The sequence below is a fragment of the Holdemanella porci genome, assembly GCF_009696075.1.
GTDB classification, from domain to species: Bacteria; Bacillota_I; Bacilli_A; order Erysipelotrichales; family Erysipelotrichaceae; genus Holdemanella; species Holdemanella porci.
Window position 1 is genome coordinate 1 of the sequence record NZ_VUMR01000035.1, and the last position, 20,113, is coordinate 20,113.

Annotated in this window: 23 protein-coding genes and 1 other annotated feature; all 23 genes read left to right on the forward strand. The window is 33.5% G+C overall.

Annotation, left to right across the window (positions count from 1 at the left end):
- Positions 1–106 precede the first annotated feature (106 nt).
- On the forward strand, positions 107–610 hold the full coding sequence (locus FYJ55_RS06975) for a cation transporter (RefSeq protein ID WP_154556214.1): 504 nt from the start codon (positions 107–109) through the stop codon (positions 608–610).
- Between the two features lie 12 nt (positions 611–622).
- Positions 623–1,234: a CpXC domain-containing protein gene (locus FYJ55_RS06980; RefSeq protein WP_117571864.1), complete on the forward strand. Its 612-nt coding sequence runs from the start codon at positions 623–625 to the stop codon at positions 1,232–1,234.
- Between the two features lie 8 nt (positions 1,235–1,242).
- Positions 1,243–1,971: a hypothetical protein gene (locus FYJ55_RS06985; protein ID WP_154556215.1), complete on the forward strand. Its 729-nt coding sequence runs from the start codon at positions 1,243–1,245 to the stop codon at positions 1,969–1,971.
- Positions 1,972–2,025: 54 nt separating this feature from the next.
- Positions 2,026–2,234: a binding site (T-box leader), on the forward strand.
- A gap of 36 nt (positions 2,235–2,270) precedes the next feature.
- Positions 2,271–3,380 (forward strand): ATP phosphoribosyltransferase regulatory subunit, encoded by a 1,110-nt coding sequence (hisZ, locus tag FYJ55_RS06990; protein WP_154556216.1) that lies wholly within the window; start codon positions 2,271–2,273, stop codon positions 3,378–3,380.
- On the forward strand, positions 3,377–4,015 hold the full coding sequence (gene hisG / locus FYJ55_RS06995; protein ID WP_154556217.1) for an ATP phosphoribosyltransferase: 639 nt from the start codon (positions 3,377–3,379) through the stop codon (positions 4,013–4,015). Before hisZ ends, hisG begins: the two co-directional genes overlap by 4 nt.
- The gene (hisD, locus tag FYJ55_RS07000) at positions 4,005–5,285 is read left to right on the forward strand and encodes a histidinol dehydrogenase (protein ID WP_154556218.1); all 1,281 of its coding nucleotides are present in this window, start codon (positions 4,005–4,007) and stop codon (positions 5,283–5,285) included. The genes hisG and hisD overlap by 11 nt, the downstream gene beginning before the upstream one ends.
- Positions 5,285–6,295, forward strand: a complete 1,011-nt coding sequence (locus tag FYJ55_RS07005) for a pyridoxal phosphate-dependent aminotransferase (RefSeq protein ID WP_154556219.1) — start codon at positions 5,285–5,287, stop codon at positions 6,293–6,295. The genes hisD and FYJ55_RS07005 overlap by 1 nt, the downstream gene beginning before the upstream one ends.
- Positions 6,282–6,863: an imidazoleglycerol-phosphate dehydratase HisB gene (gene hisB, locus FYJ55_RS07010; RefSeq protein WP_154556220.1), complete on the forward strand. Its 582-nt coding sequence runs from the start codon at positions 6,282–6,284 to the stop codon at positions 6,861–6,863. Before FYJ55_RS07005 ends, hisB begins: the two co-directional genes overlap by 14 nt.
- Entirely contained in the window at positions 6,860–7,459 is a 600-nt protein-coding gene (gene hisH / locus FYJ55_RS07015; protein ID WP_154556221.1) for an imidazole glycerol phosphate synthase subunit HisH, read from the forward strand. Before hisB ends, hisH begins: the two co-directional genes overlap by 4 nt.
- The gene (hisA, locus tag FYJ55_RS07020) at positions 7,460–8,170 is read left to right on the forward strand and encodes a 1-(5-phosphoribosyl)-5-[(5-phosphoribosylamino)methylideneamino]imidazole-4-carboxamide isomerase (RefSeq protein WP_154556222.1); all 711 of its coding nucleotides are present in this window, start codon (positions 7,460–7,462) and stop codon (positions 8,168–8,170) included.
- Entirely contained in the window at positions 8,164–8,919 is a 756-nt protein-coding gene (hisF, locus tag FYJ55_RS07025) for an imidazole glycerol phosphate synthase subunit HisF (RefSeq protein ID WP_154556223.1), read from the forward strand. Before hisA ends, hisF begins: the two co-directional genes overlap by 7 nt.
- Positions 8,916–9,248 carry a phosphoribosyl-AMP cyclohydrolase gene (gene hisI, locus FYJ55_RS07030; protein WP_117571854.1) on the forward strand — a complete coding sequence of 111 codons (333 nt, stop codon included), beginning with the start codon at positions 8,916–8,918 and terminating at the stop codon, positions 9,246–9,248. The genes hisF and hisI overlap by 4 nt, the downstream gene beginning before the upstream one ends.
- A complete protein-coding gene (locus FYJ55_RS07035; protein WP_154556224.1) occupies positions 9,241–9,747 on the forward strand; it encodes an NUDIX hydrolase in 507 nt (168 codons plus the stop codon). The genes hisI and FYJ55_RS07035 overlap by 8 nt, the downstream gene beginning before the upstream one ends.
- Positions 9,748–10,111: 364 nt before the next feature.
- Positions 10,112–10,495, forward strand: a complete 384-nt coding sequence (locus FYJ55_RS07040) for a hypothetical protein (RefSeq protein WP_154556225.1) — start codon at positions 10,112–10,114, stop codon at positions 10,493–10,495.
- A gap of 75 nt (positions 10,496–10,570) precedes the next feature.
- Positions 10,571–11,347, forward strand: a complete 777-nt coding sequence (gene murI / locus FYJ55_RS07045) for a glutamate racemase (RefSeq protein ID WP_154556226.1) — start codon at positions 10,571–10,573, stop codon at positions 11,345–11,347.
- On the forward strand, positions 11,344–12,723 hold the full coding sequence (locus FYJ55_RS07050) for an aminopeptidase (RefSeq protein ID WP_154556227.1): 1,380 nt from the start codon (positions 11,344–11,346) through the stop codon (positions 12,721–12,723). Before murI ends, FYJ55_RS07050 begins: the two co-directional genes overlap by 4 nt.
- Before the next feature lie 3 nt (positions 12,724–12,726).
- The gene (locus tag FYJ55_RS07055) at positions 12,727–13,560 is read left to right on the forward strand and encodes a Cof-type HAD-IIB family hydrolase (RefSeq protein ID WP_154556228.1); all 834 of its coding nucleotides are present in this window, start codon (positions 12,727–12,729) and stop codon (positions 13,558–13,560) included.
- Positions 13,547–14,410: a thymidylate synthase gene (thyA, locus tag FYJ55_RS07060; RefSeq protein ID WP_154556229.1), complete on the forward strand. Its 864-nt coding sequence runs from the start codon at positions 13,547–13,549 to the stop codon at positions 14,408–14,410. Before FYJ55_RS07055 ends, thyA begins: the two co-directional genes overlap by 14 nt.
- A 7-nt stretch (positions 14,411–14,417) precedes the next feature.
- On the forward strand, positions 14,418–14,897 hold the full coding sequence (locus tag FYJ55_RS07065) for a dihydrofolate reductase (RefSeq protein ID WP_118115249.1): 480 nt from the start codon (positions 14,418–14,420) through the stop codon (positions 14,895–14,897).
- Between the two features lie 108 nt (positions 14,898–15,005).
- Positions 15,006–16,199, forward strand: coding sequence for an AfsR/SARP family transcriptional regulator (locus FYJ55_RS07070; RefSeq protein ID WP_154556230.1), 1,194 nt, complete (start codon positions 15,006–15,008; stop codon positions 16,197–16,199).
- Positions 16,200–16,224: 25 nt separating this feature from the next.
- Positions 16,225–18,402 carry a GGDEF domain-containing phosphodiesterase gene (locus FYJ55_RS07075; RefSeq protein ID WP_154556231.1) on the forward strand — a complete coding sequence of 726 codons (2,178 nt, stop codon included), beginning with the start codon at positions 16,225–16,227 and terminating at the stop codon, positions 18,400–18,402.
- 18 nt (positions 18,403–18,420) lie between these two features.
- Positions 18,421–19,326, forward strand: coding sequence for a transglutaminase-like domain-containing protein (locus FYJ55_RS07080; protein WP_154556232.1), 906 nt, complete (start codon positions 18,421–18,423; stop codon positions 19,324–19,326).
- Positions 19,327–19,337: 11 nt separating this feature from the next.
- Entirely contained in the window at positions 19,338–20,003 is a 666-nt protein-coding gene (locus tag FYJ55_RS07085; protein ID WP_154556233.1) for a type II secretion system F family protein, read from the forward strand.
- The last annotated feature ends 110 nt before the right edge of the window (positions 20,004–20,113 follow it).

Sequence of the window (20,113 nt, forward strand, 5' to 3'; positions counted from 1 at the left end):
AAATATTTTGAAGTTCTTGTCATAAGTGTAGTCTCTCTTTCGTTTACACCTATACAATAAATCTTAAATAGACATCATTAATGTCAGTTATATTAACAAATCACCAATGTATCTGTTAAGCCAAAAAGTAACATCACCAACTGTAGATGTAGAAATTTATGGATGGAAAATCGATGTGTTTTCAAGCATAGGTGTATCACTTGCGTTTTTTCTATCTTCATTTTTAGTGCACACACCACTCTCTTGTATATCTCCCTATTTTGATCAGATTGTCGCAATCATCCTTGCTTTAGGCATGATGAAAGAACCGATTCAAATGATAGGAGAAAGTTTTCGTAGTTTGATGTTGTTGAGTCCAAATGAAAAAGAAGTCGCAAACATCAAAAACATATCCTCTTCTGTGTTGGATAATTATCCATATGATCCGGTATTTTATGATATTACGACAACAGGAAGAAAAATGTGGATATCCATCTATTTCACAACACGAATTGATATGATGTCGTATACCGAATTGGAAGTAGCCAATCGAGAATTGAAAATAGCACTTCAAAAAGAATATGAAGATTGTTTTGTCGAACTTGTTCCCAATGTATTAGCGAATAAATAGGAGTAATTTGGAATGGAAAATAAAATAGAATTAGTATGTCCTGAATGTAATGAAAAGTTTAATGTTGATATTTTTACGTCGATCAACGTTCAAATGGACAAAGATATGAAAAATAGAGTTTTAAGTGGAAAACTCTTTGATATGGAATGTGCACATTGCCATTCTAAATTCCACATTCCGTATCCAGTTTTATATCACGATATGGAAAAAAAGTTGTTGATTCAATTTACAGAAGAAAAAGAACTAGAACCCATTAAAAAAATATTAGATCATGCCAATGTAGGCGAAGATTATACAGTACGAATCGTAGATAATGAGCGAGACTGGATCGAGAAGATTTTGATTTCAGATAGTGGATATGATGATCGTATTATGGAACTTTATAAACTCCTTGTACTATCTCAATATGAAGATGCCGATAATGTAAATGGTCTTTATTATTGGAATATTCAGAATTTTGAAAATCCACATTACGTTATGGTATTGGATGAAAAAGAAAGTGATAAGATGCATTTTATGCCATTTCATGAAGGTGTATATAAACAAGTGGAAGAAGTCTTCTTATCAGATATTAAACAAGATTATATTGTAGATGCTTCTTGGGCCGTTTCAAATACGAAGTAGGTGATTCTATGATTGAAAGCATTCATGCATGTGTAGATTTATTACACGTGGGATATCGCGTAAAAGATGCATATGATCCGATTATATTAAATGTGTATCATTGTTTAAAAATGGAAAATTTGAACGATGAACAATACATGTTGCACATTGATTCCTTGTTAAATAAAAGTATTCATGATTTGAATGAAACGGAAGTATATACCTATATTACATATGTTTTTGAAAAAGAAAATTATGTTCCTTCCTTTTTAAAAAGTGTTATTGAATCTGGGATGTTTAAAGAATTATTGTTGAGATATTTATCTTTAAAAGAATCAGATACACTTCAATGTGTTAAGTTAAATCGTAACTTATTAAGTAAGTGGCATTATGCGAGCATCTCTGAAGAGGTGGCACAGAATTTGACAATCAGTGCTAATGGAAGAGTCTATCTAACAAGGTATGTTATGTCAAAAGAAGGTGTACAGGCTTTAAAAACGCAACAAGCTACGATTTCTAAAGAAGATGCCTATGCCATTTTAGAAGCGATGGCAAGTTTGGATCTAGAGACCAAAGAAGTAGAAGAAAATGGATGGCAATTAAGGATGTATAAAAATGTCGGTGGAAAGAATCGCTTAGTGAAAACAATTGTCCACGATGAAAAGAATCCAAAAGGCTTCAATGAATGGATTCGTTCTTTATTACCGTTTGAGCATCTGTTTGTGTTTGGAGGTTCTTATTATTCATGGGAAAAGTGATGTAAAAAACTTACATTTTAGCTTGACATTTATTTTCATTAAGACTATATTATTTTCAAAGCAATGAAAAGAAATAGTAAAATAGTACTGCTTCAAGAGACTTTCTGGTTGGTGAAAAGAAAGAGTAAGGCTATTTGAACACGTCTTTGAGCTGTAAAGATGAAACTAAGTAGTTTTTAACGTATTCCTGGCGTTATCAGATTTGAGGCTAATTGATTAGTAAAATAAGGTGGAACCACGTAAGTTAAACTTTCGTCCTTAGGACGGAAGTTTTTTTGTTTATAAGGAGGTTTGTTTACATGCAACAAATACAATTACCACAAGGAATGAAAGATACGATTTTGAATGAGTGTGAAAAGAAAAAATATCTACAAAATACTTTGGAACAGATTTTTGAATCCTTTGGATATGAAGAAATCATTACACCAACAATCGAGTATTATGAAACATATGAAAATGCATTTAAAAACATTCAAACAACAGATATGTATAAATTCTTTGATGAAAATGGAAGAATTCTAACATTAAGAACGGATATGACCGTTCCAATTGCACGTGTTTGTGCATCGAAATTTAAAGATTCAAAACCTCCGTTTCGCTATCGCTATACTTCAAATGTATTTAAAGTACGTCAAAAATTTGCAGGCAAAAGAAGTGAAGTCACAGATTGTGGCATCGAATTGATTGGATTGGATTCAAAAAGTGATGTACAAGTCTTGTGCTGCGCTTTAGAAGTCATGAAAAACTTTAAAAACTATACGCTTGAAATCGGAAATGTGCAGTTTTTTCAGGCGGCTTGCAAAGTTGTTCGTTTGAGTACAGAAGAAGTCAATACTCTAGCCAATTTAATTGATAAGAAAAGCATGGTCGATCTGAAAGTTTACTTGGATTCATTGTATCTCAGTGAAAAAATTGTGGATTTCTTTATGCACCTTCCATTCCTATGTGGAGACGTGAATATATTAGATGAAGCATATACGTATTGTTTCGATGATTCATTAAAGGATGTCTTAGATTCTATGAAAGAATGTATCCAATCTTTAAAAGAATTAGGATATTTAGAAAATGTAACCATCGATTTTGGAAAAGTCGCCCATTTGGATTACTATACCGGAATTATTTTTGAAGGATATGTTTCAGGGGTTGGAACAAGTATCTTAAGTGGTGGTCGATATGACTGTTTATTAAAAAAGTTTGGTCGTGATCTTCCAGCTTGTGGCTTTAGTGTAAAGCTAGATCCACTCATTGACTATGTGGATGTACAATCGAAAAAGAAATATAAATTGTATTATCCACAAGACAAACAAATTGAAGCTATGAAACAAGCAAAAAAATTAAGAAAAGAAGGAATCGTCATTTTAGAACCATCAACAAATGAATCTATTTATGTAGAGGAGGTACAAGCATGAGCTTATCGATTGCGCTCACAAAGGGACGTTTAGAAAAACAAACTGTTGCTATGTTAGAAGAACTTGGTTACGGAGTAGAAGCTTTAAAAGACAAAAGTCGTGCCTTGGTGTTTAAAGATTCTGTACATGACATTCAATATTTTTTAGTGAAATCCAACGATTGTATTACCTATGTTAATCATGGTGTTGCTGATATTGGGGTTGTTGGAAAAGATACCATTTTAGAAAATGAGAATGATAACTATGAATTATTAGATTTGAAGATTGGCAAGTGTAAATTCATTGTGGCTAGCCTACCTCAAAATCAGTTGTTTTCAAAAATAGGACACATTAAAATTGGAACCAAATATCCTCGTGTAGCTAAACAATATTTTTTGTCCAAAGGTATGGATGTTGAAATTATTAAGATTGATGGATCTGTAGAATTAGCACCTATTTTAGGTCTATGCGACGGAATCGTAGATATTATGGAAACAGGAACAACTTTAAAAGAAAATGGTTTAGTTGTGCTAGATACAGTCTGTGACATTAGTGCGCGTGTTATTGTGAATAAAGCAAGCTTTAAGTTAAAACACGAAGAAGTGATGAAAGTAATCCATGATTTAAGTAAGAGGGTGAATGAAGATGTTGACTAGAATTTATAAAGAAGATAAAGATGCATTGAAAGAATATTTGATGTCACGAACGCAAGATTTAAGTACAGATGTCTTGGTTACAGTATCAAATATTATTCAAGATGTAAAAGAAAATAAAGATGAGGCTTGTCTAAAATATACACAACAATTTGATAAGGTTAGCTTAGATACAATGGAAGTATCTCAAGAAGAATGGGATGCACAAATATTAAAATGTGATGATTCGTTTGTAGAAGCAATGAAACTTGCTAAAAAAAATATCGAAGATTTTCATAAACTTCAAAAACAAAATGGATATTTGTTGCAGAAAGAAAAGGGAATCTATTTAGGCCAAAGAGTACTATCTCTTGAAGCAGTAGGAATCTACGTTCCAGGAGGACGTGCACAATATCCAAGCAGTGTTTTAATGAATGCATTACCCGCAAAAATTGCCGGTGTTCAAAATGTTGTTATGGTAACTCCACCGGATAAAAATGGAACGATTCACCCTAATATTGCGTATGCGGCTAAACTTGCCGGTGTAGATAAAATCTATAAGATTGGTGGAGCCCAAGCTATTGCTGCTTTGGCCTATGGTACACAAACCATTGATCGAGTAGATAAAATCGTAGGTCCAGGAAATATTTATGTTGCAGCTGCTAAAAAATTAGTGTATGGAACGGTCGATATTGATATGATCGCAGGGCCAAGCGAAATTTTAGTTGTTGCCGATGAAAAGGCGAATGCAGAATATGTAGCAGCCGATCTATTATCACAAGCCGAACATGATCCAATGGCAAGTGCGATTTTGTTGACTACAAACGAAGAACTTTTGGATTTGGTGAATCAAGAGCTTTTAAAACAAAGTGCAGTATTACCTAAAAAAGAAATAGTGGAACAATCCCTAAAGAACTATGGTAAAGCCATTGTCTGTGATTCGGTTGAAGAATGCATTTCCATTAGTAATGAGATTGCACCAGAACACTTAGAATTGATGATTCAAAATCCAATGGAACACCTACAAGAAGTAAAAAATGCAGGTAGTATTTTCTTGGGCTACTACACATGCGAAAGCATAGGTGATTATTTTGGGGGAACAAACCATGTTTTACCAACGAGTGGAACGGCACGCTTCTCAAGTGCTTTATCCGTAGATAGTTTTATTAAAAAATCATCCTATTTGTATTATTCAAAACAAGCAATCGAAGCCTATGGAAAATATATTGAAACAATTGCCAGTGAAGAGCACTTACAAGCACATGCCAATGCAGCTAAAGTGAGGGTGAAATAATGAAGGGTTATCAAACACATTCACAAACAGGAATTCTATTGAATGCCAATGAGGCAAGTCAAAACGTAGATGATAATGTCAAACAAGAAATTTTAGATGCGATTTCAAACCTTGCACTCAATCGATATCCAGATACAACTTGTCATGAATTACATGATTTATATGCCAATATTATGAATGTTCCATCATCATGGATTTTATCGGGAAATGGATCGGATCAAATGTTGGGCTTCTTGATTCAGTATTATTTACAAGGAAATAAAACATTGTATACATTAGCACCAGATTTTTCGATGTATGACTATTATGTAGAATTGAATCATGCAAAAATTGAAAAATTTGAAACGTCTTTAGATGGATCCTTTGATGTCGATGCATTTATTTCAAATGGTAAAGATAAAAAAGTGGATATGATCTTATTCTCAAATCCAAATAATCCAACGGGACATGCGATTTCGAAATTAGAAATGATACAAATTTGCGAAGCCTTTTCGAATATTCCAGTCATTTTTGATGAAGCCTATATGGAATTTGGTAATGAAAGCGCCATCGATTTATTAAAAACATATCCAATGGCTTTTGTTTGTCGAACTCTATCCAAGGCGTATGGACTTGCAGGAATTCGTTGTGGGTTTATGATTTCTTCACAAGTTGAAAAATTAGCTTCACTTTTTATTCCTTATGCACTAAGTAGTGTCACTCAAACGATTGCAAGTGTTGTATTAAGACATGCCGAAGCATATAAAGTGAATATTGCGGCTATTATTTCAGAAAGAGAAAGAATGTATCGAGAAGTGAAGGATTATAAAACAATTAGTTTCTATCCTTCAAATGCGAATTTCTTGTATGGAAGAACAGATAAAAAAGATATTTTAATGAACCTGTTTAAAGAAAAGAACATAACAATTCGAAATTATGCGGATACTAGTTTTCGTATAACGATTGGGACAAGCGAAGAAAATGAAATGGTATTAGATGTTCTAAGGAGGTTTGAGTATGCGAATAGCTGAGAAAAACAGGGATACAAAAGAAACAAAAATATATGAAAAGATCAACTTAGACGGAAATGGAAATAGCGACATTGATACAGGAATTGGTTTTTTTGATCATATGTTGACATTGTTTGCGTTTCACTCGAATTTTGATTTAGTTGTAAAAGCGGATGGCGATCTTGAAGTGTGTGATCATCATACAATAGAAGATTGTGGAATTTTATTAGGAAAATTATTTTTAGAGGCTTTAGGGGATAAAAAAGGAATTGCCCGCTATGGAAGTATGAATCTTCCTATGGATGAAGTTTTATGTAATGTCACATTAGATATTAGTGGACGTCCTTATTTGGTTTTTAATTGCGAATTGATACGAGAAAACATTGGAACGATGTCTTGTGAAATGGTTGAAGAATTTTTTAGAGCCTTTTGTGTGGCAACTGGGGTAACGTTACATATCAATGTGTACTATGGAAAGAATGATCATCATAAAGTAGAGGCCATATTTAAAGCGTTTGGCCGTGCCTTGAAACAAGCTGTAAAAATAGAATCGGATCGTATCCCTAGTTCTAAAGGGGTAATCGAATGATTGGAATTATTGATTATGGCATGTCCAATTTATACAGCGTAAAAAATGCTTGTGACTATTTAGGCTTAGATTGTGTTGTTTCAAAAGATGTTTCTATTTTATCTAAATGCGATAAATTGATTTTACCAGGAGTTGGAGCTTTTCAAGACTGCATGCACACACTCCATTCTATGGGACTCTATGATTTTATTGTTCAACAAGTAAATAAAGATGTTGCGCTATTGGGGATTTGCCTTGGTATGCAAGCTTTGTTTGAAACGAGTGAAGAAAATGGCTTATGCGATGGTTTTGGCTTTTTAAAAGGTCATGTTTGTCATATGGAGGATTCAAGTGTAAAGATTCCCCAAATCGGTTGGAACGTATTGGAAAGTAATCATCCTCAGGCAATATTTAAAGAAAATACGTATGTGTATTATGTCCATTCATATTATTCCAAAGATATGGATGATCAAGACTTAATTGGATATTCCATGTATGGAAGTATGAAAATACCAGGTCTTGTGATGCATGATCATATTATGGGATGTCAGTTTCATCCTGAAAAAAGTGGAGAAGATGGATTAAAAATATTGGAATATTTTGGAAAGGAGTTCTAAATGATTGTATTACCTGCAATAGATATATTAGATGGAAAACCTGTTCGTTTGTACCAAGGTGATTATGGCCAATCCAAATGTGTGGCGGATGATGTACTTGTTTGTGCTAAAAATTTTGAAGCGGCAAATGCTTGCTATTTACATGTTGTGGATTTAAACGGGGCAAAAGAAGGAAGTCGAGTCAATGAAGATTTGATTTGTGAAATTGTGAAGACATGTGATATACCCGTTGAAGTGGGTGGAGGCATTCGTACGATGTCTGCTATAGATTTTTATATAGAAAACGGTGTTTCAAGAGTCATTCTGGGAACTTCAGCAATTCAAGATTATTGTTTATTAAAAGATGCAGTTTCAAAATATGGTTCTAAGATTGCGGTTGGACTTGATTGTAAAGACGGATATGTATGTACGTCAGGCTGGTTGGAAACGAGCAAAGAATATTATTTGGACTTTGCAAAAAGAATGGAAGAGATTGGGGTAAAGACATTGATTTGTACAGACATTTCAAAGGATGGAACTTTACAAGGACCTAACTTTGAGATGTTAGAAGCACTTAAAAATCATGTATCATGTAACTTAATCGCATCTGGTGGTATTCGTGATTTATCACATATCCAAACATGTAAAGAATTAGGGTTGTATGGTGTAATTGCGGGTAAGGCCATTTATGAAAAGACGTTAGATTTGAAAGAAGCGTTAAGCATATGTTGACAAAAAGAATTATACCTTGTCTAGATGTAAAAGATGGGAATGTTGTGAAGGGAATCCACTTTTTGGGTTTAAAAGAAGTGGGAGATCCTGTAGCTCTGGCAAAGAAATATTATTTAGATGGCGCTGACGAATTGGTTTTTTTGGATATTAGTGCCACAGTAGAAAAAAGAAAAACCATGGTTGATATTGTAAATAAGGTCGCAAAAGAAATCTATATTCCTTTTACGGTTGGTGGAGGCATTTCAACGATTGAAGATGTTCGTGCTATGTTGATGGCAGGAGCCGATAAAGTAAGCTTAAATAGTGCTGCAATTCGTAATCCGGACTTAATTAAAGAGGCAAGTAAACGTTTTGGAAACCAATGTATTGTACTTGCGGTGGATGCCAAGCGAAGAAAAGATGGTTCGGGTTGGAACGTATACATTGAAGGTGGCAGAAAAGATACAGGTATAGATTGTATTGAATGGATCTTAAAAGGTGTATCTTTAGGAGCTGGAGAAATCTTGTTAACGAGCATGGATGCGGATGGCACTAAGGATGGTTTTGATTTAGCCTTGTATGAAGCTGTATCTAAAGTGGTTCAAGTGCCAGTGATTGCGTCTGGTGGATGTGGAAAGATGGATGACTTTGTGGATGCGTTAAAAGTCAGCGATGCGGCTTTAGCAGCTAGTATTTTTCATTATGAGGAATCGAATGTTCAAAATGTGAAAAAGTATTTAAAAGAAAAAGGAGTGGCAGTTCGTATATGATGCGATTGGATTTTGAGAAACAAAATGGCTTGATTCCTTGTATTGTGCAGGATGTAGATACAAAAAAAGTATTGATGTTGGCATATATGAATGAAGAATCTTACAAAAAAACAATAGAGACAAAATTGGCAACGTATTATTCTCGTTCAAGACAAAGCTTGTGGGTCAAAGGCGAAACAAGTGGACATTATCAACATGTACAGGCAATTCGCATCGATTGCGATCAAGATACAATTTTATTAGAGGTCAAACAAGTTGGTGCGGCTTGTCATACGGGACATTATTCTTGTTTTTATAGAGATGAAAATGGAGATTGTGTAGATGAGTGAATTCGTTGATTTATATGATAGAAATCGAAAGTTTTTAAATCGTGTTGTAGATCGTAATACATATTTATTTCAACCTGGAGAATTCATGATGTATGTTTTGGCTATCTTAGAAAATGAAGAAGGAAAATTTTTGGTTACACAAAGGGCGTTGGATAAAAAATGGGCTGCTGGAGGCTGGGAAATGCCTGGTGGTGGTGCTAAGAGTAAAGAGTCAAGTTTAGATGCAATCAAGCGTGAAGTAAAAGAAGAAACAGGGCTTGATGTCATAAATGGGCATGTTGTATATTCATACTTTAATGAAGATCAAAAAAGACATGATAATTATTTTGTAGATATTTATCATTTTAGGTTTGATTTCCAATTAAGTGATGTAACCTTAAATACTCGTGAAAGTATTGATTGTAGGTGTGTGAGTCTAGATGAATTGGTTGCGATGAATAACGAAGATGAATTTTTACATTTTGAAAGAATTATGAAGGCTTTACAACAGAAAAAATAGGACTAAAATATATATGTAAGTTCTATGACTGAAACACTACCGACTACTTCCTTTATAGGTCATAGACTGACAGATGGGTAAGCTTGCTTACCCTTTTTATATGTGCTATTATTTAAGTGGCAGTGTGATGAGCTGCCAAAGGGACATGCAGAGCGTGGTAAACTCTGCGAAGGAAAAGTGGATTAGAGGGTATAGATAAAATGTGGTGGTTTTATCTATACAGAATTTTGTTTGTTAAGAAGAGCATAATAATATAATGGATACAAACAAAATTCATTGTAATATTTATATGAGGATATAAATATTACGAAAAGCGGTTTAAGGAAGTGATGAAAGCCTTAAACCTCTTTTTTTTGGAGGGTATATGAAGATTTCAAATTATTTTGCGAAAGAAAAAATGGATGATGCTTCGTTTATTCAAACATACATCGAAAAATTAAGCGATTTAACAGACGAAGATATTTGTTGGGCTAATTCAGATTTAGAAGAAGATCATGAGAAGGTGCAGTCATTATTGATGGAAATGGTGCTTTCTTTTTATGCAACAGGTTTAGTAGATATGAAAGATTATGAGGCGTATCTAGTAGATAAAGAATATCAATCTATGTCATTTAAAGAGCTTCAAGCATCATTGATTCATTTATTTCATAATGATAGAGTGCATCCGGACAGTCTGATACATAATGGGATTGGAAAAAAAGAATTGTTAGAAATATTAGTCGAAATGAAAAAGCGTATGAGTCATTAATGTATCCAAGTTTGAGGGCTTGGAGGTTTTCTTTATACGTTGTATAATTGTAAAGATGGAAAAGGAGCGTTTTGTATGAATTCAAAAAGTCCAATAGGTGTTTTTGATTCGGGATTAGGTGGAATTAGTGTTTTACATACGATGCATAGTTTACTTCCTAATGAAAATCTGATCTATTTGGGAGATAGTAAATATAATCCTTATGGAACAAAGACAAAAGAAGAAATCACAAAGCGTTGCGTTGCGATATGTGATGAATTGATATCTCATGATGTTAAGGCAATCGTCATTGCGTGCAATACGGCAACGAGTGCTTGTGTTAAGCTTCTAAGAGAAAAGTATGATGTGGATATTATTGGTATGGAACCGGCATTAAAGGTGGCATGCGATCGAGGTGAACATCAACGTATTGCGGTATGGGCAACCCAACTAACTTTGTCAGAAAAGAAGTTTGCGAATTTGATGAATCGATTTAAAGATGAACATCATATTATAAAGGTGCCTTGTCCAGAACTTGTAAGAATGGTTGAAGACAATAAACTTGATGATGCATATCTTGTAGAGTCTTGTTTGAAAGAGTATTTAGCAGCTAGTGACTATAAAAATCTAGACAGCATTGTATTAGGGTGTACGCATTTTCCTTTTTATACGAAATATTTGGAAAAGCTTTGTCCAAATGTTCATATTATTGAAGGAAGCGTGGGTACGACTTTGCATACAAAAGATTTGTTGGAACAAAAAGGTTTGTTGAATACAAGTTGTGAAGAAGGACAAATTACATGGATGAATACAATGGATCCAAAAATTGAATTGTCAAAATGCTTATTTAAAAAATTGGAGGTAGAGTTATGAGTGAAGTAGTTTGGAATAAATATTCAAAAGAAGAATTTAATGATGTAATGAAATTGAGTGATGGATATATTGATTTCTTATCTGATTCTAAAACGGAAAGAGCTTGTGTAAAAAATGCGATCGCATTAGCGAAATCTTATGGATATCGTGATATCAAAGAGGTTATCGAAAATAAAGAGATTTTAAAAGCACAGGACAAAGTGTATGTAAATATGATGAACAAGTCGATTGCGTTAATGCACATTGGTTCAAATCCATTGGAAAAAGGTATGAACATTTTAGGTGCTCATATTGACAGTCCTCGTTTGGATCTTAAACAAAATCCATTGTATGAAGATGGAAACATTGCTTATTTGGATACACACTATTATGGTGGTGTTAAAAAGTATCAATGGGTGACTTTGCCTTTGGCAATTCATGGTGTTGTTTGTTTGAAAGATGGAACAACTGTAGATGTAGCGATTGGAGATAAAGAAAGTGATCCAGTATTTGTGATTAGTGATTTATTGATTCACTTAAGTGCAGATCAATTACAGAAAAAGGCAAATGAAGTGATTACCGGTGAAGATTTAAATGTAACTGTTGGATCTATTCCTTTAGAAAATGAAGAGAAAGATGCAGTGAAGGCCAATGTTGCCAAAATTTTAAAATCAACTTATGGCTTTGAAGAAGAAGACTTCGTTTCTGCTGAATTAGAGGTTGTTCCTGCAGGACGTGCTAGAAGCTGTGGATTCGATTCAAGTATGATATTAGGTTATGGACATGATGATCGTATTTGTGCATATACAAGTTTGATGGCTCAATTAGAAGCAGTAAATGTAAAACGTACAGCTGTTTGTTTGTTAGTTGATAAAGAAGAAGTCGGATCTCAAGGTGCTACAGGTATGCACTCTATGTTCTTTGAAAACTTTGTTGCAGAAGTCATGGATTGTATGGGTGTTTATTCTGCATTAAGCGTGAAACGTGCAATGATGAATTCAATTATGTTGTCAAGTGATGTAAGTGCTGCACATGATCCAATTTACGCTTCAGCATCAAGTCCAAGAAATCAAGCTGAATTTGGTAAAGGTATCGTATTCAATAAATATACAGGAGCTCGTGGAAAGAGTGGATGTAACGATGCGAATGCAGAATATATCGCATTGATTCGTCGTATTATGGATGATCACAATGTTGCTTGGCAAACAAGTGAACTTGGAAAAGTAGACCAAGGCGGTGGAGGAACAATCGCTTATATTTTGGCTAATTATGGAATGCAAGTAATTGACTGTGGTGTAGCTTTACATAATATGCATGCACCTTTTGAATTGGCAAGTAAAGCTGATATCTATGAAGCAAAAAAAGGATATGCAGCATTCTTAACATACGAAGGATAATTTATGGAACCAGTAACTTTGATTGCGACGGATTTAGATGGTACATTTTTGAATTCAAAAAAGCAGGTATCAGATTTAAATCGTGAAGCAGTATCAAAATTGAAAAATCACGGAATTTTATTTGGCATCGCATCTGGACGTCCAGTAGAGACAGTTCGTGCTATGTTGAAAAAATGGAAAATTGAAGATAGTGTTAGTTTTATCATGGGGATGAATGGTGGCGTTGTATATGATTTAAGACAACGTACCAAAGAAGAGTATCATGTTCTTGATGGTGAAGTCGTTTTAGATGTGATTCATTTTTTTGAAGATTTAGACGTTGATTTTTGGATTTTGGAAGGTGCTACACGTTATACAAATCATACAAGTATTGAAACGCAGGAACATGCACGAATTTTTGGTGAAACAGAAATCGAAATTGATCTTGAACCATATCTAGAAAATAATACATGCAACAAACTGATTATACATTGTGATAAAGAGTATATGCCGATTGTATTAGAACGTTCTAAACAATATAAAAATGAGGCTTGTGTTGGTTTCTTAACAGCAGATAACTTGTTCGAATATGTAGATCCTAGAATCAATAAAGGATATGGGATTGAAAAGGTAGCTAAGCATTTTGGTGTCAAACTTGAAAACTGTGTGGCTTTTGGGGATGAACAAAATGATAAGGAAATGCTTGAAAAAGTCGGTATGGGTGTATGTATGAAAAATGGCTCACAGGATGTTAAAGAATGCAGTGCATTTGTAAGTCCTTATACAAATGATGAAAGTGCAGTGGGTCGTTTTATTGAGGAGAATGTTTTTAAGGAGGAAATGGATGTCATACTTTGATGATGTATATTGTGGATTATGTAAAGATATTTTGGAAAATGGAGTTCAAGTACATAATCGTACTGGCATTGATACGATTAAAGTTCCAAGTGCACATTTTCATTTAGATCTATCTGAAGAATTTCCTATTTTGACGACAAAACAGTTATTTATTCGTCAAGCTGTTACAGAAATGCTTTGGATCTATCAGGCTCAAAGTAATGATGTTAGATGGCTTCAAGAAAGAAATGTTCACATTTGGGACAAATGGGAAATTAATGAAGATGGAGACTGGATTGATGAGAATACGGGAAAAGTATTAAAACATTTTGATCCAAGTTTTGCTCATACCATTGGTACGGCTTATGGATTTATTGTAAAAAAATATGATTTGATGAATAAATTGTTGAATTCATTAAAAAACGATAAGGAAGATCGTAGACGTGTGATCTCATTATGGCAGGATAGCGAATTAGATACAGCTGTACTTCCTAGTTGTGTATGGAGTTCAGAATGGGATGTGACGGATGGAAAGTTAAATATTTGGGTACACCAAAGAAGTTGTGATGTTCCATTAGGGTTGCCATTTAATGTAACGCAATATGCAGTTTTATTGATGATGGTTGCCAAGGTTACTGGACTTGATCCAGGTACGATTGATTGGTCAATCAAAGATGCACATATTTATGTGAATCAAATTGAGGGAATTAAAGAACAATTAAATCGTTATGAAACAAAAGGCTCATTACCAGCACCTACGTTGTGGTTGAATCCAGACATTCAAGATTTCTATGCATTTGATCCAAAGAAGGATGTGAAGCTGATTGGCTATGAGCATATGGGAAAAATTAGTTTCCCTTTAGCACAGTAGGAGAATTATGAAATTAACATTGATTGCGGCGATTGGTAAAAATCGTGAATTAGGAAAAAACAATGATATGATTTGGCATTTGCCTCAGGATTTGAAGTTTTTTCGTAAGCAGACTTCGGGACATACAATTGTGATGGGAAGAAAAACATTTGAAAGTCTTCCAGGTATGTTACCTAAACGTCATCATGTCGTGATTTCGCGTTCGTGTTCAGATTTGGGCGAAGGCGTCGAAATGTGTTCGAGTGTTGAAGAATTTTTGAAGCGATATAAAGATGTAGATGAGGAAATCTATTGTATTGGTGGAGGCATGATTTATAGTGAGATGTTAGCTTATGCAGATAAGCTAGTGTTAACTGAGATTGATGCGCAAGCGGATGCTGAGGTTTATTTTCCTGAATTTGACAAATCTTTGTATACAAAAACAATACTTTCCGACATAGAAGAGAATGGAATTCACTATCAACATGTTGAATATACTTTAAAATAACCATTTGCAGAGAATTTTTTTGTGATTCTCTGCTTTTTTGTTTGGTCGATTTATTGTAAAATAAAACTAGGTTAGATACTATATAATCTTTTTGAAAGGAGGATCAACATGAGTGATACTTATTATGTAAAAACATTTGGAGGATTGGAAATCACAAACGATAATGTAACCGTTAATATTGTCGAATTATTTGGAAAGCAGCTAGTGAATTTATTACAGGTCTTATTGTTTCACAGTGAAAAACCAGTTCAAAAAGATGAACTGATTGATATTCTTTGGCCAGAAAGTAAGAATCCATCTAGTGCATTAAAGTTCTCGATTTTTAGATTACGTTCTGAATTGAATGAAATTGAATTCTTCAAAGACAAAGAAGTTATTGTAACGACAAGAAAAGGGTATATTTTGAATCCAAATTTAGATTGGAATATTGATTTTGTTGAATTGGAAAAGGCGTATAACCAAATCAACGATGGTTCGGAACTTTTAGACGAAAAAGAGTTTAAGACGGCTAGAAAGATTTTCAGATTGTATCAAGGTCGTTTTTATGCTTCACCAAGCCAATTGCACTGGATTTTGCAGAAACAAGAGATCTTTAGACAAATGTATGTGAAAACGATGATGCGCACATCTTGTTACTTATATACGCAAAAACGCTATGATGAGATGATGCTTATGAATTATCAGGCGGTTTTAATTGAACCATTTAATGAAGGTTTACATTACTATTACATGAAAGGCTTAGTGGCTACACGTAATTATCGTGAAGCGTTGAGGTATTATGATGAATTGAATGATATTTTCTTATCTGAATTAGGTACGGGTTTATCAAAACGCTTTAAACAATTGTACGATATTATTATTGCTGATCATGCCAAAGAAGAAAGTAAAGATATGGAAAAAATCATGCGTGAGCTTTCAAGTCGTGATCAACAAAACCAAGGCTTCTTCTGTTCGTATGAAATTTTCAAGTATTTCTATGAGTTGTTGTTAAAAATGTCTATTCGTAATGAACAAAATTATTATTTGATTATGTTGCAATTTTCAGATGGTACTTTGGATTATGAAAAGATTGGTTTAGATTTTGATCGTGTAAAACGATTGGTAGGTTCTTGTTTAAGAAGCAATGACTTGTTTACTCGCACAAGTGAAACACAACTACTGCTTCTAGTGGATTGTCAAACCGAAGAGAATGCGCACTTGATTATTCAGCGTATTTCAAATAAGTTCTATAGTATTTATAGAAAGAAGAATTATCGAATGAATTATTCTGTTCATAAGGCAGAATTAGATAGAAATAATTAGTAAAAAGGAAAGATGTTGGTTGTATATGGATATAAACATGTTGCAGAAAAGAATACATAAATTATTGATCATCTCTGTCATGATGGTACTTTCAATACTTGTTATGGCATTCCTTTTCATTGACCATGGAGATGATAGTTTAAATCATGCGACGTATACAACGATGAATCAGGAAATTGATTTATGTACACAACGTATTTCTTCGCAAAATCATACAGATCTTGTTCTATTGAATACTTTGGCAAAGAGTCTAACAAATAGTGCGGATATAGATTCTTCGTTGGCAGAAATGGAAAAAGAAAATGCCTTTACTTCTATTTCCTATATGGATTCACAACGTGATATCTATTTTGCGAATCCATCTGTACATGTTGAATATAATGAATTATCAAAAGTGTATAAAAGTAAGGTGGATTCTGCTTTTTCGGGTAAGCAAAGTGCATTTATACAAAAACAGGATGTGATCACAAAAGGGTTTGTGATCACATATATTGTTCCTGTATATGATAGTTCTAAAAATGTGACAGGAGTATTAAGTGCAACCAGCTGTTTAAAGCCATATGCGACGCTAATGAAAAAGTCCGTTTATGGTGGTAATCTTTATATCACGGATTTGCATGATTTTTATGGGATTCAAAAGAATAAAGAATCAAAGGATGTATTGGCTGTATTAAAAGGTCTCGATTTATCTGAACGTATCAATGGTTTAATCGGAGTTAATGGCGAAGAACATGGAATTGTTGTCAAAGAGATGGGATTCGATGGTTGGTACTTATGTTATGTGAATTCCGCAAAATCATTGAACAATCCATTGTATGTCATGTCACGAGCAAACAATTATGTATTGATGGTTTTTGTGGTTGTTGTCATGATCTTATTGTGGATTGCCTATATGATGATGGTAAAAAATAATAAGGAAATGGAAAATTTAGCCTATAAAGATCAATTAACAGGTGCTGTATCTTTTACTCGATTCACAAAATTAGTCAGTATGTATGCTAAGCGCAATGTAAACTATTCCTTGGTGTCTTTGAATATGCGTCGTTTTAAGTTTATGAATGAAATTTTGGGACGAGATAAATCGGATGATTTTTTATGTCGTATTGTTACATGTATTCAGCCTATGCTTAAAAAAGATGAAATCATTTGTCGAGACAGTGCCGATGTTTTCTATTTATTGTTGAATGATACAAATGAAGACGAGGTGGCTAGACGAATTAATGATATGTTTACGAAAATTCGCCAGAATACAAAAGATTTTCGATATGAATATGAATTTTGTTGCGGTGTCGCAAGTAATATAGAAGATCAGGAGAAATATACTTTTGAGCAGATGCTCACAAATGTGATGTTTGCGTTAGCTCAATCAAAAGAAGCCTCTTCTGAGAATATTTGTTTCTTTGATGAAGAAGTACATAAGAAAAAAGAATTTGAAAACTTTATTGAATCAAATATGCAGCAGTCACTGGATTCACAATGTTTTGAAATGGTATTACAACCTAAAATGGATCTAAAAACAAATTCTGTAATCGCAGCAGAGGCACTTGTTCGTTGGCGTTTAGAGGATGGAACGTATTTACCTCCATCTAGTTTTGTAGATATATTTGAAAAGAATCTTTTTTGTTCAAAACTTGATTTTTATATGTTGAAAAAGGCGATACAGCAAATTCGTAAATGGATAGATATGGGAATGAATCCTGTTAATATTTCAGTGAACCAATCCAAAATTGTTTTTTATCATGAAAATTATATTTCGGAAATAAAATCTTTATTAGAAGAATATAATGTATCGGGATCTTACATTACGTTAGAAGTATTAGAGAGTACGGTTATTGAAGATATTGATATGTTTAATTCTATCTTAACAGAAGTAAAAAAATTAGGCTTTTCTGTTTCTTTAGATGATTTTGGCAGTGGATATTCTTCTTTGAATGTTTTATCAAAATTACAGATTGATGAGTTGAAAATTGATCGTATCTTCTTACATACAAAATCAGAGGTTGATAATCAAAGAACTAAATGGATTTTGGAATCCATTATTGATATCGCGAAAAAATCACAAATTCTAGTAGTTGTCGAAGGTGTTGAATCTAAGCAGGATGATCTATTTATTAAAAACTTAGGCGCAGATATAGGACAAGGATATTTCTATGGTCGTCCTCTTTCAATATCTGCATTTAATGATTTAATTGAAACAAAATAGGTGTATTATTAAATCAGTATGAAAAAGAATAAGATTATAAGTGAAGTTATTTGTATCTTGATGGTATTGACACTTTTGTGTGGATGTCAAGATTCAAAAAAATATCCTACAGAGTGCAAAGAGAGTCCTTCGCAAACAGAAGAGCAGGTTTTATGGCCAAGTTATGAGCAGACGGATGTTTTAAGTGATGGAAATCTGGCTCTTGTAGATTTTACTCATAAAGATGATGGGTATATTTATGCAAGACTGCTTCAGGAAGTGATCGGGATTAAGCTACAGATACAAAAAGATGATAAAAAATATAATTATGATTTAAAGACGACCGATTTTACTACATTCCCTGTAAATATGGAGAATGGAACTTATACAATAAAAATTTTGCAACAAATTGAAGGAACAAGATATGCGATATGTGCTTCTACTTCCATGGAAGTCAATTTGACCAATGATCTTGCTCCTTATTTATATCCAAACCAGATTGTGAATTATACAAACGATTCATATGTATACAAAAAGTCTTTTGAACTTGTAAAAGAAGATCGAGATGACTTAACTCGAATCGCACATTTATTTAAGTATGTAGTGGATACATTGGATTATGATGATCAAAAGGCTAAAGATGTCAGTGAGACATTTGTCTTGCCAGATATCGATGGTTCTTTAAAAAGTCATAAAGGAATATGTTTCGACTATGCGGCAAGTCTAGCTGCTTTATGCAGGATTCAGGGGTTTCCTGCTAAAGTTATTGTGGGCTGGACCGATATTGAATATCATGCCTGGGTTGAAATTTATTTGAAGGATAAGGGCTGGATCAATCCTAAAATCTATTTTAAGAAAGAAAAATGGAACCTTGTAGATCCTACTTTTTCTGATTCGAAAAACTCGGATTATGAGGGAAAATATGATGAAGTGTATCACTATTAGGAGGCGTATGTATGTTATCGAACAAAGAAAAATTTATTTTTACCAGTGAATTGGCTTTAGCTATATCGAATGGACTGCAAATTGAAGAAGGATTAAAGATGTTGGCTGGTTTTGATGCGGGGGTAAGTCATTGTGCAAAAAAACTGATGGATATCATGCAGGATGGGACTTCTTTTGTGGATGCATTAAAACAGTCGAATGATTTTGATGAATATATGATTCAAATGGTTGTTATAGGGCAAAGTATCGGGAATCTAGATGTGGTTCTTAAAGAATTAAGTGTCTATTATGAAAGACAAAAAAAGTTGAATTATCAAATTCAAGATGCGATCACATACCCTTTTGTGTTGATATTAATGATGTTTGTGATTGTGGCGGCATTGATATTTAAAGTGTTTCCTATCTTTGAAAATATTTTAAGACAAATGTCGATGTCATTATCACTAATGAATACAGCTCGAATTCTAAGCTATATTGGTTTCTTTATTTTATTGGTAATTCTTGTTTGTGGTGTCATTTTATATATTTTATATAAAAAGAGTTCGAATAAGGCTTGGGCTACAAAATTGCCTTTCTTTGCAAAATTGAACTATCAAACTGAAATGACAAAATTCACATATATTCTTTCCTTGTTTGTATCGAGTGGATATTCTTTGATTGATGATGTTAGCATATAAATAGGACTAGTCAAAAAGAGAAAATTTACGCCAGTGGTACAATAGAAAGAGGATGATTCAAAGACAAAGGAAGGCAAAAGAAAATGGCAAATAAAAAGAAACAGTTTGAT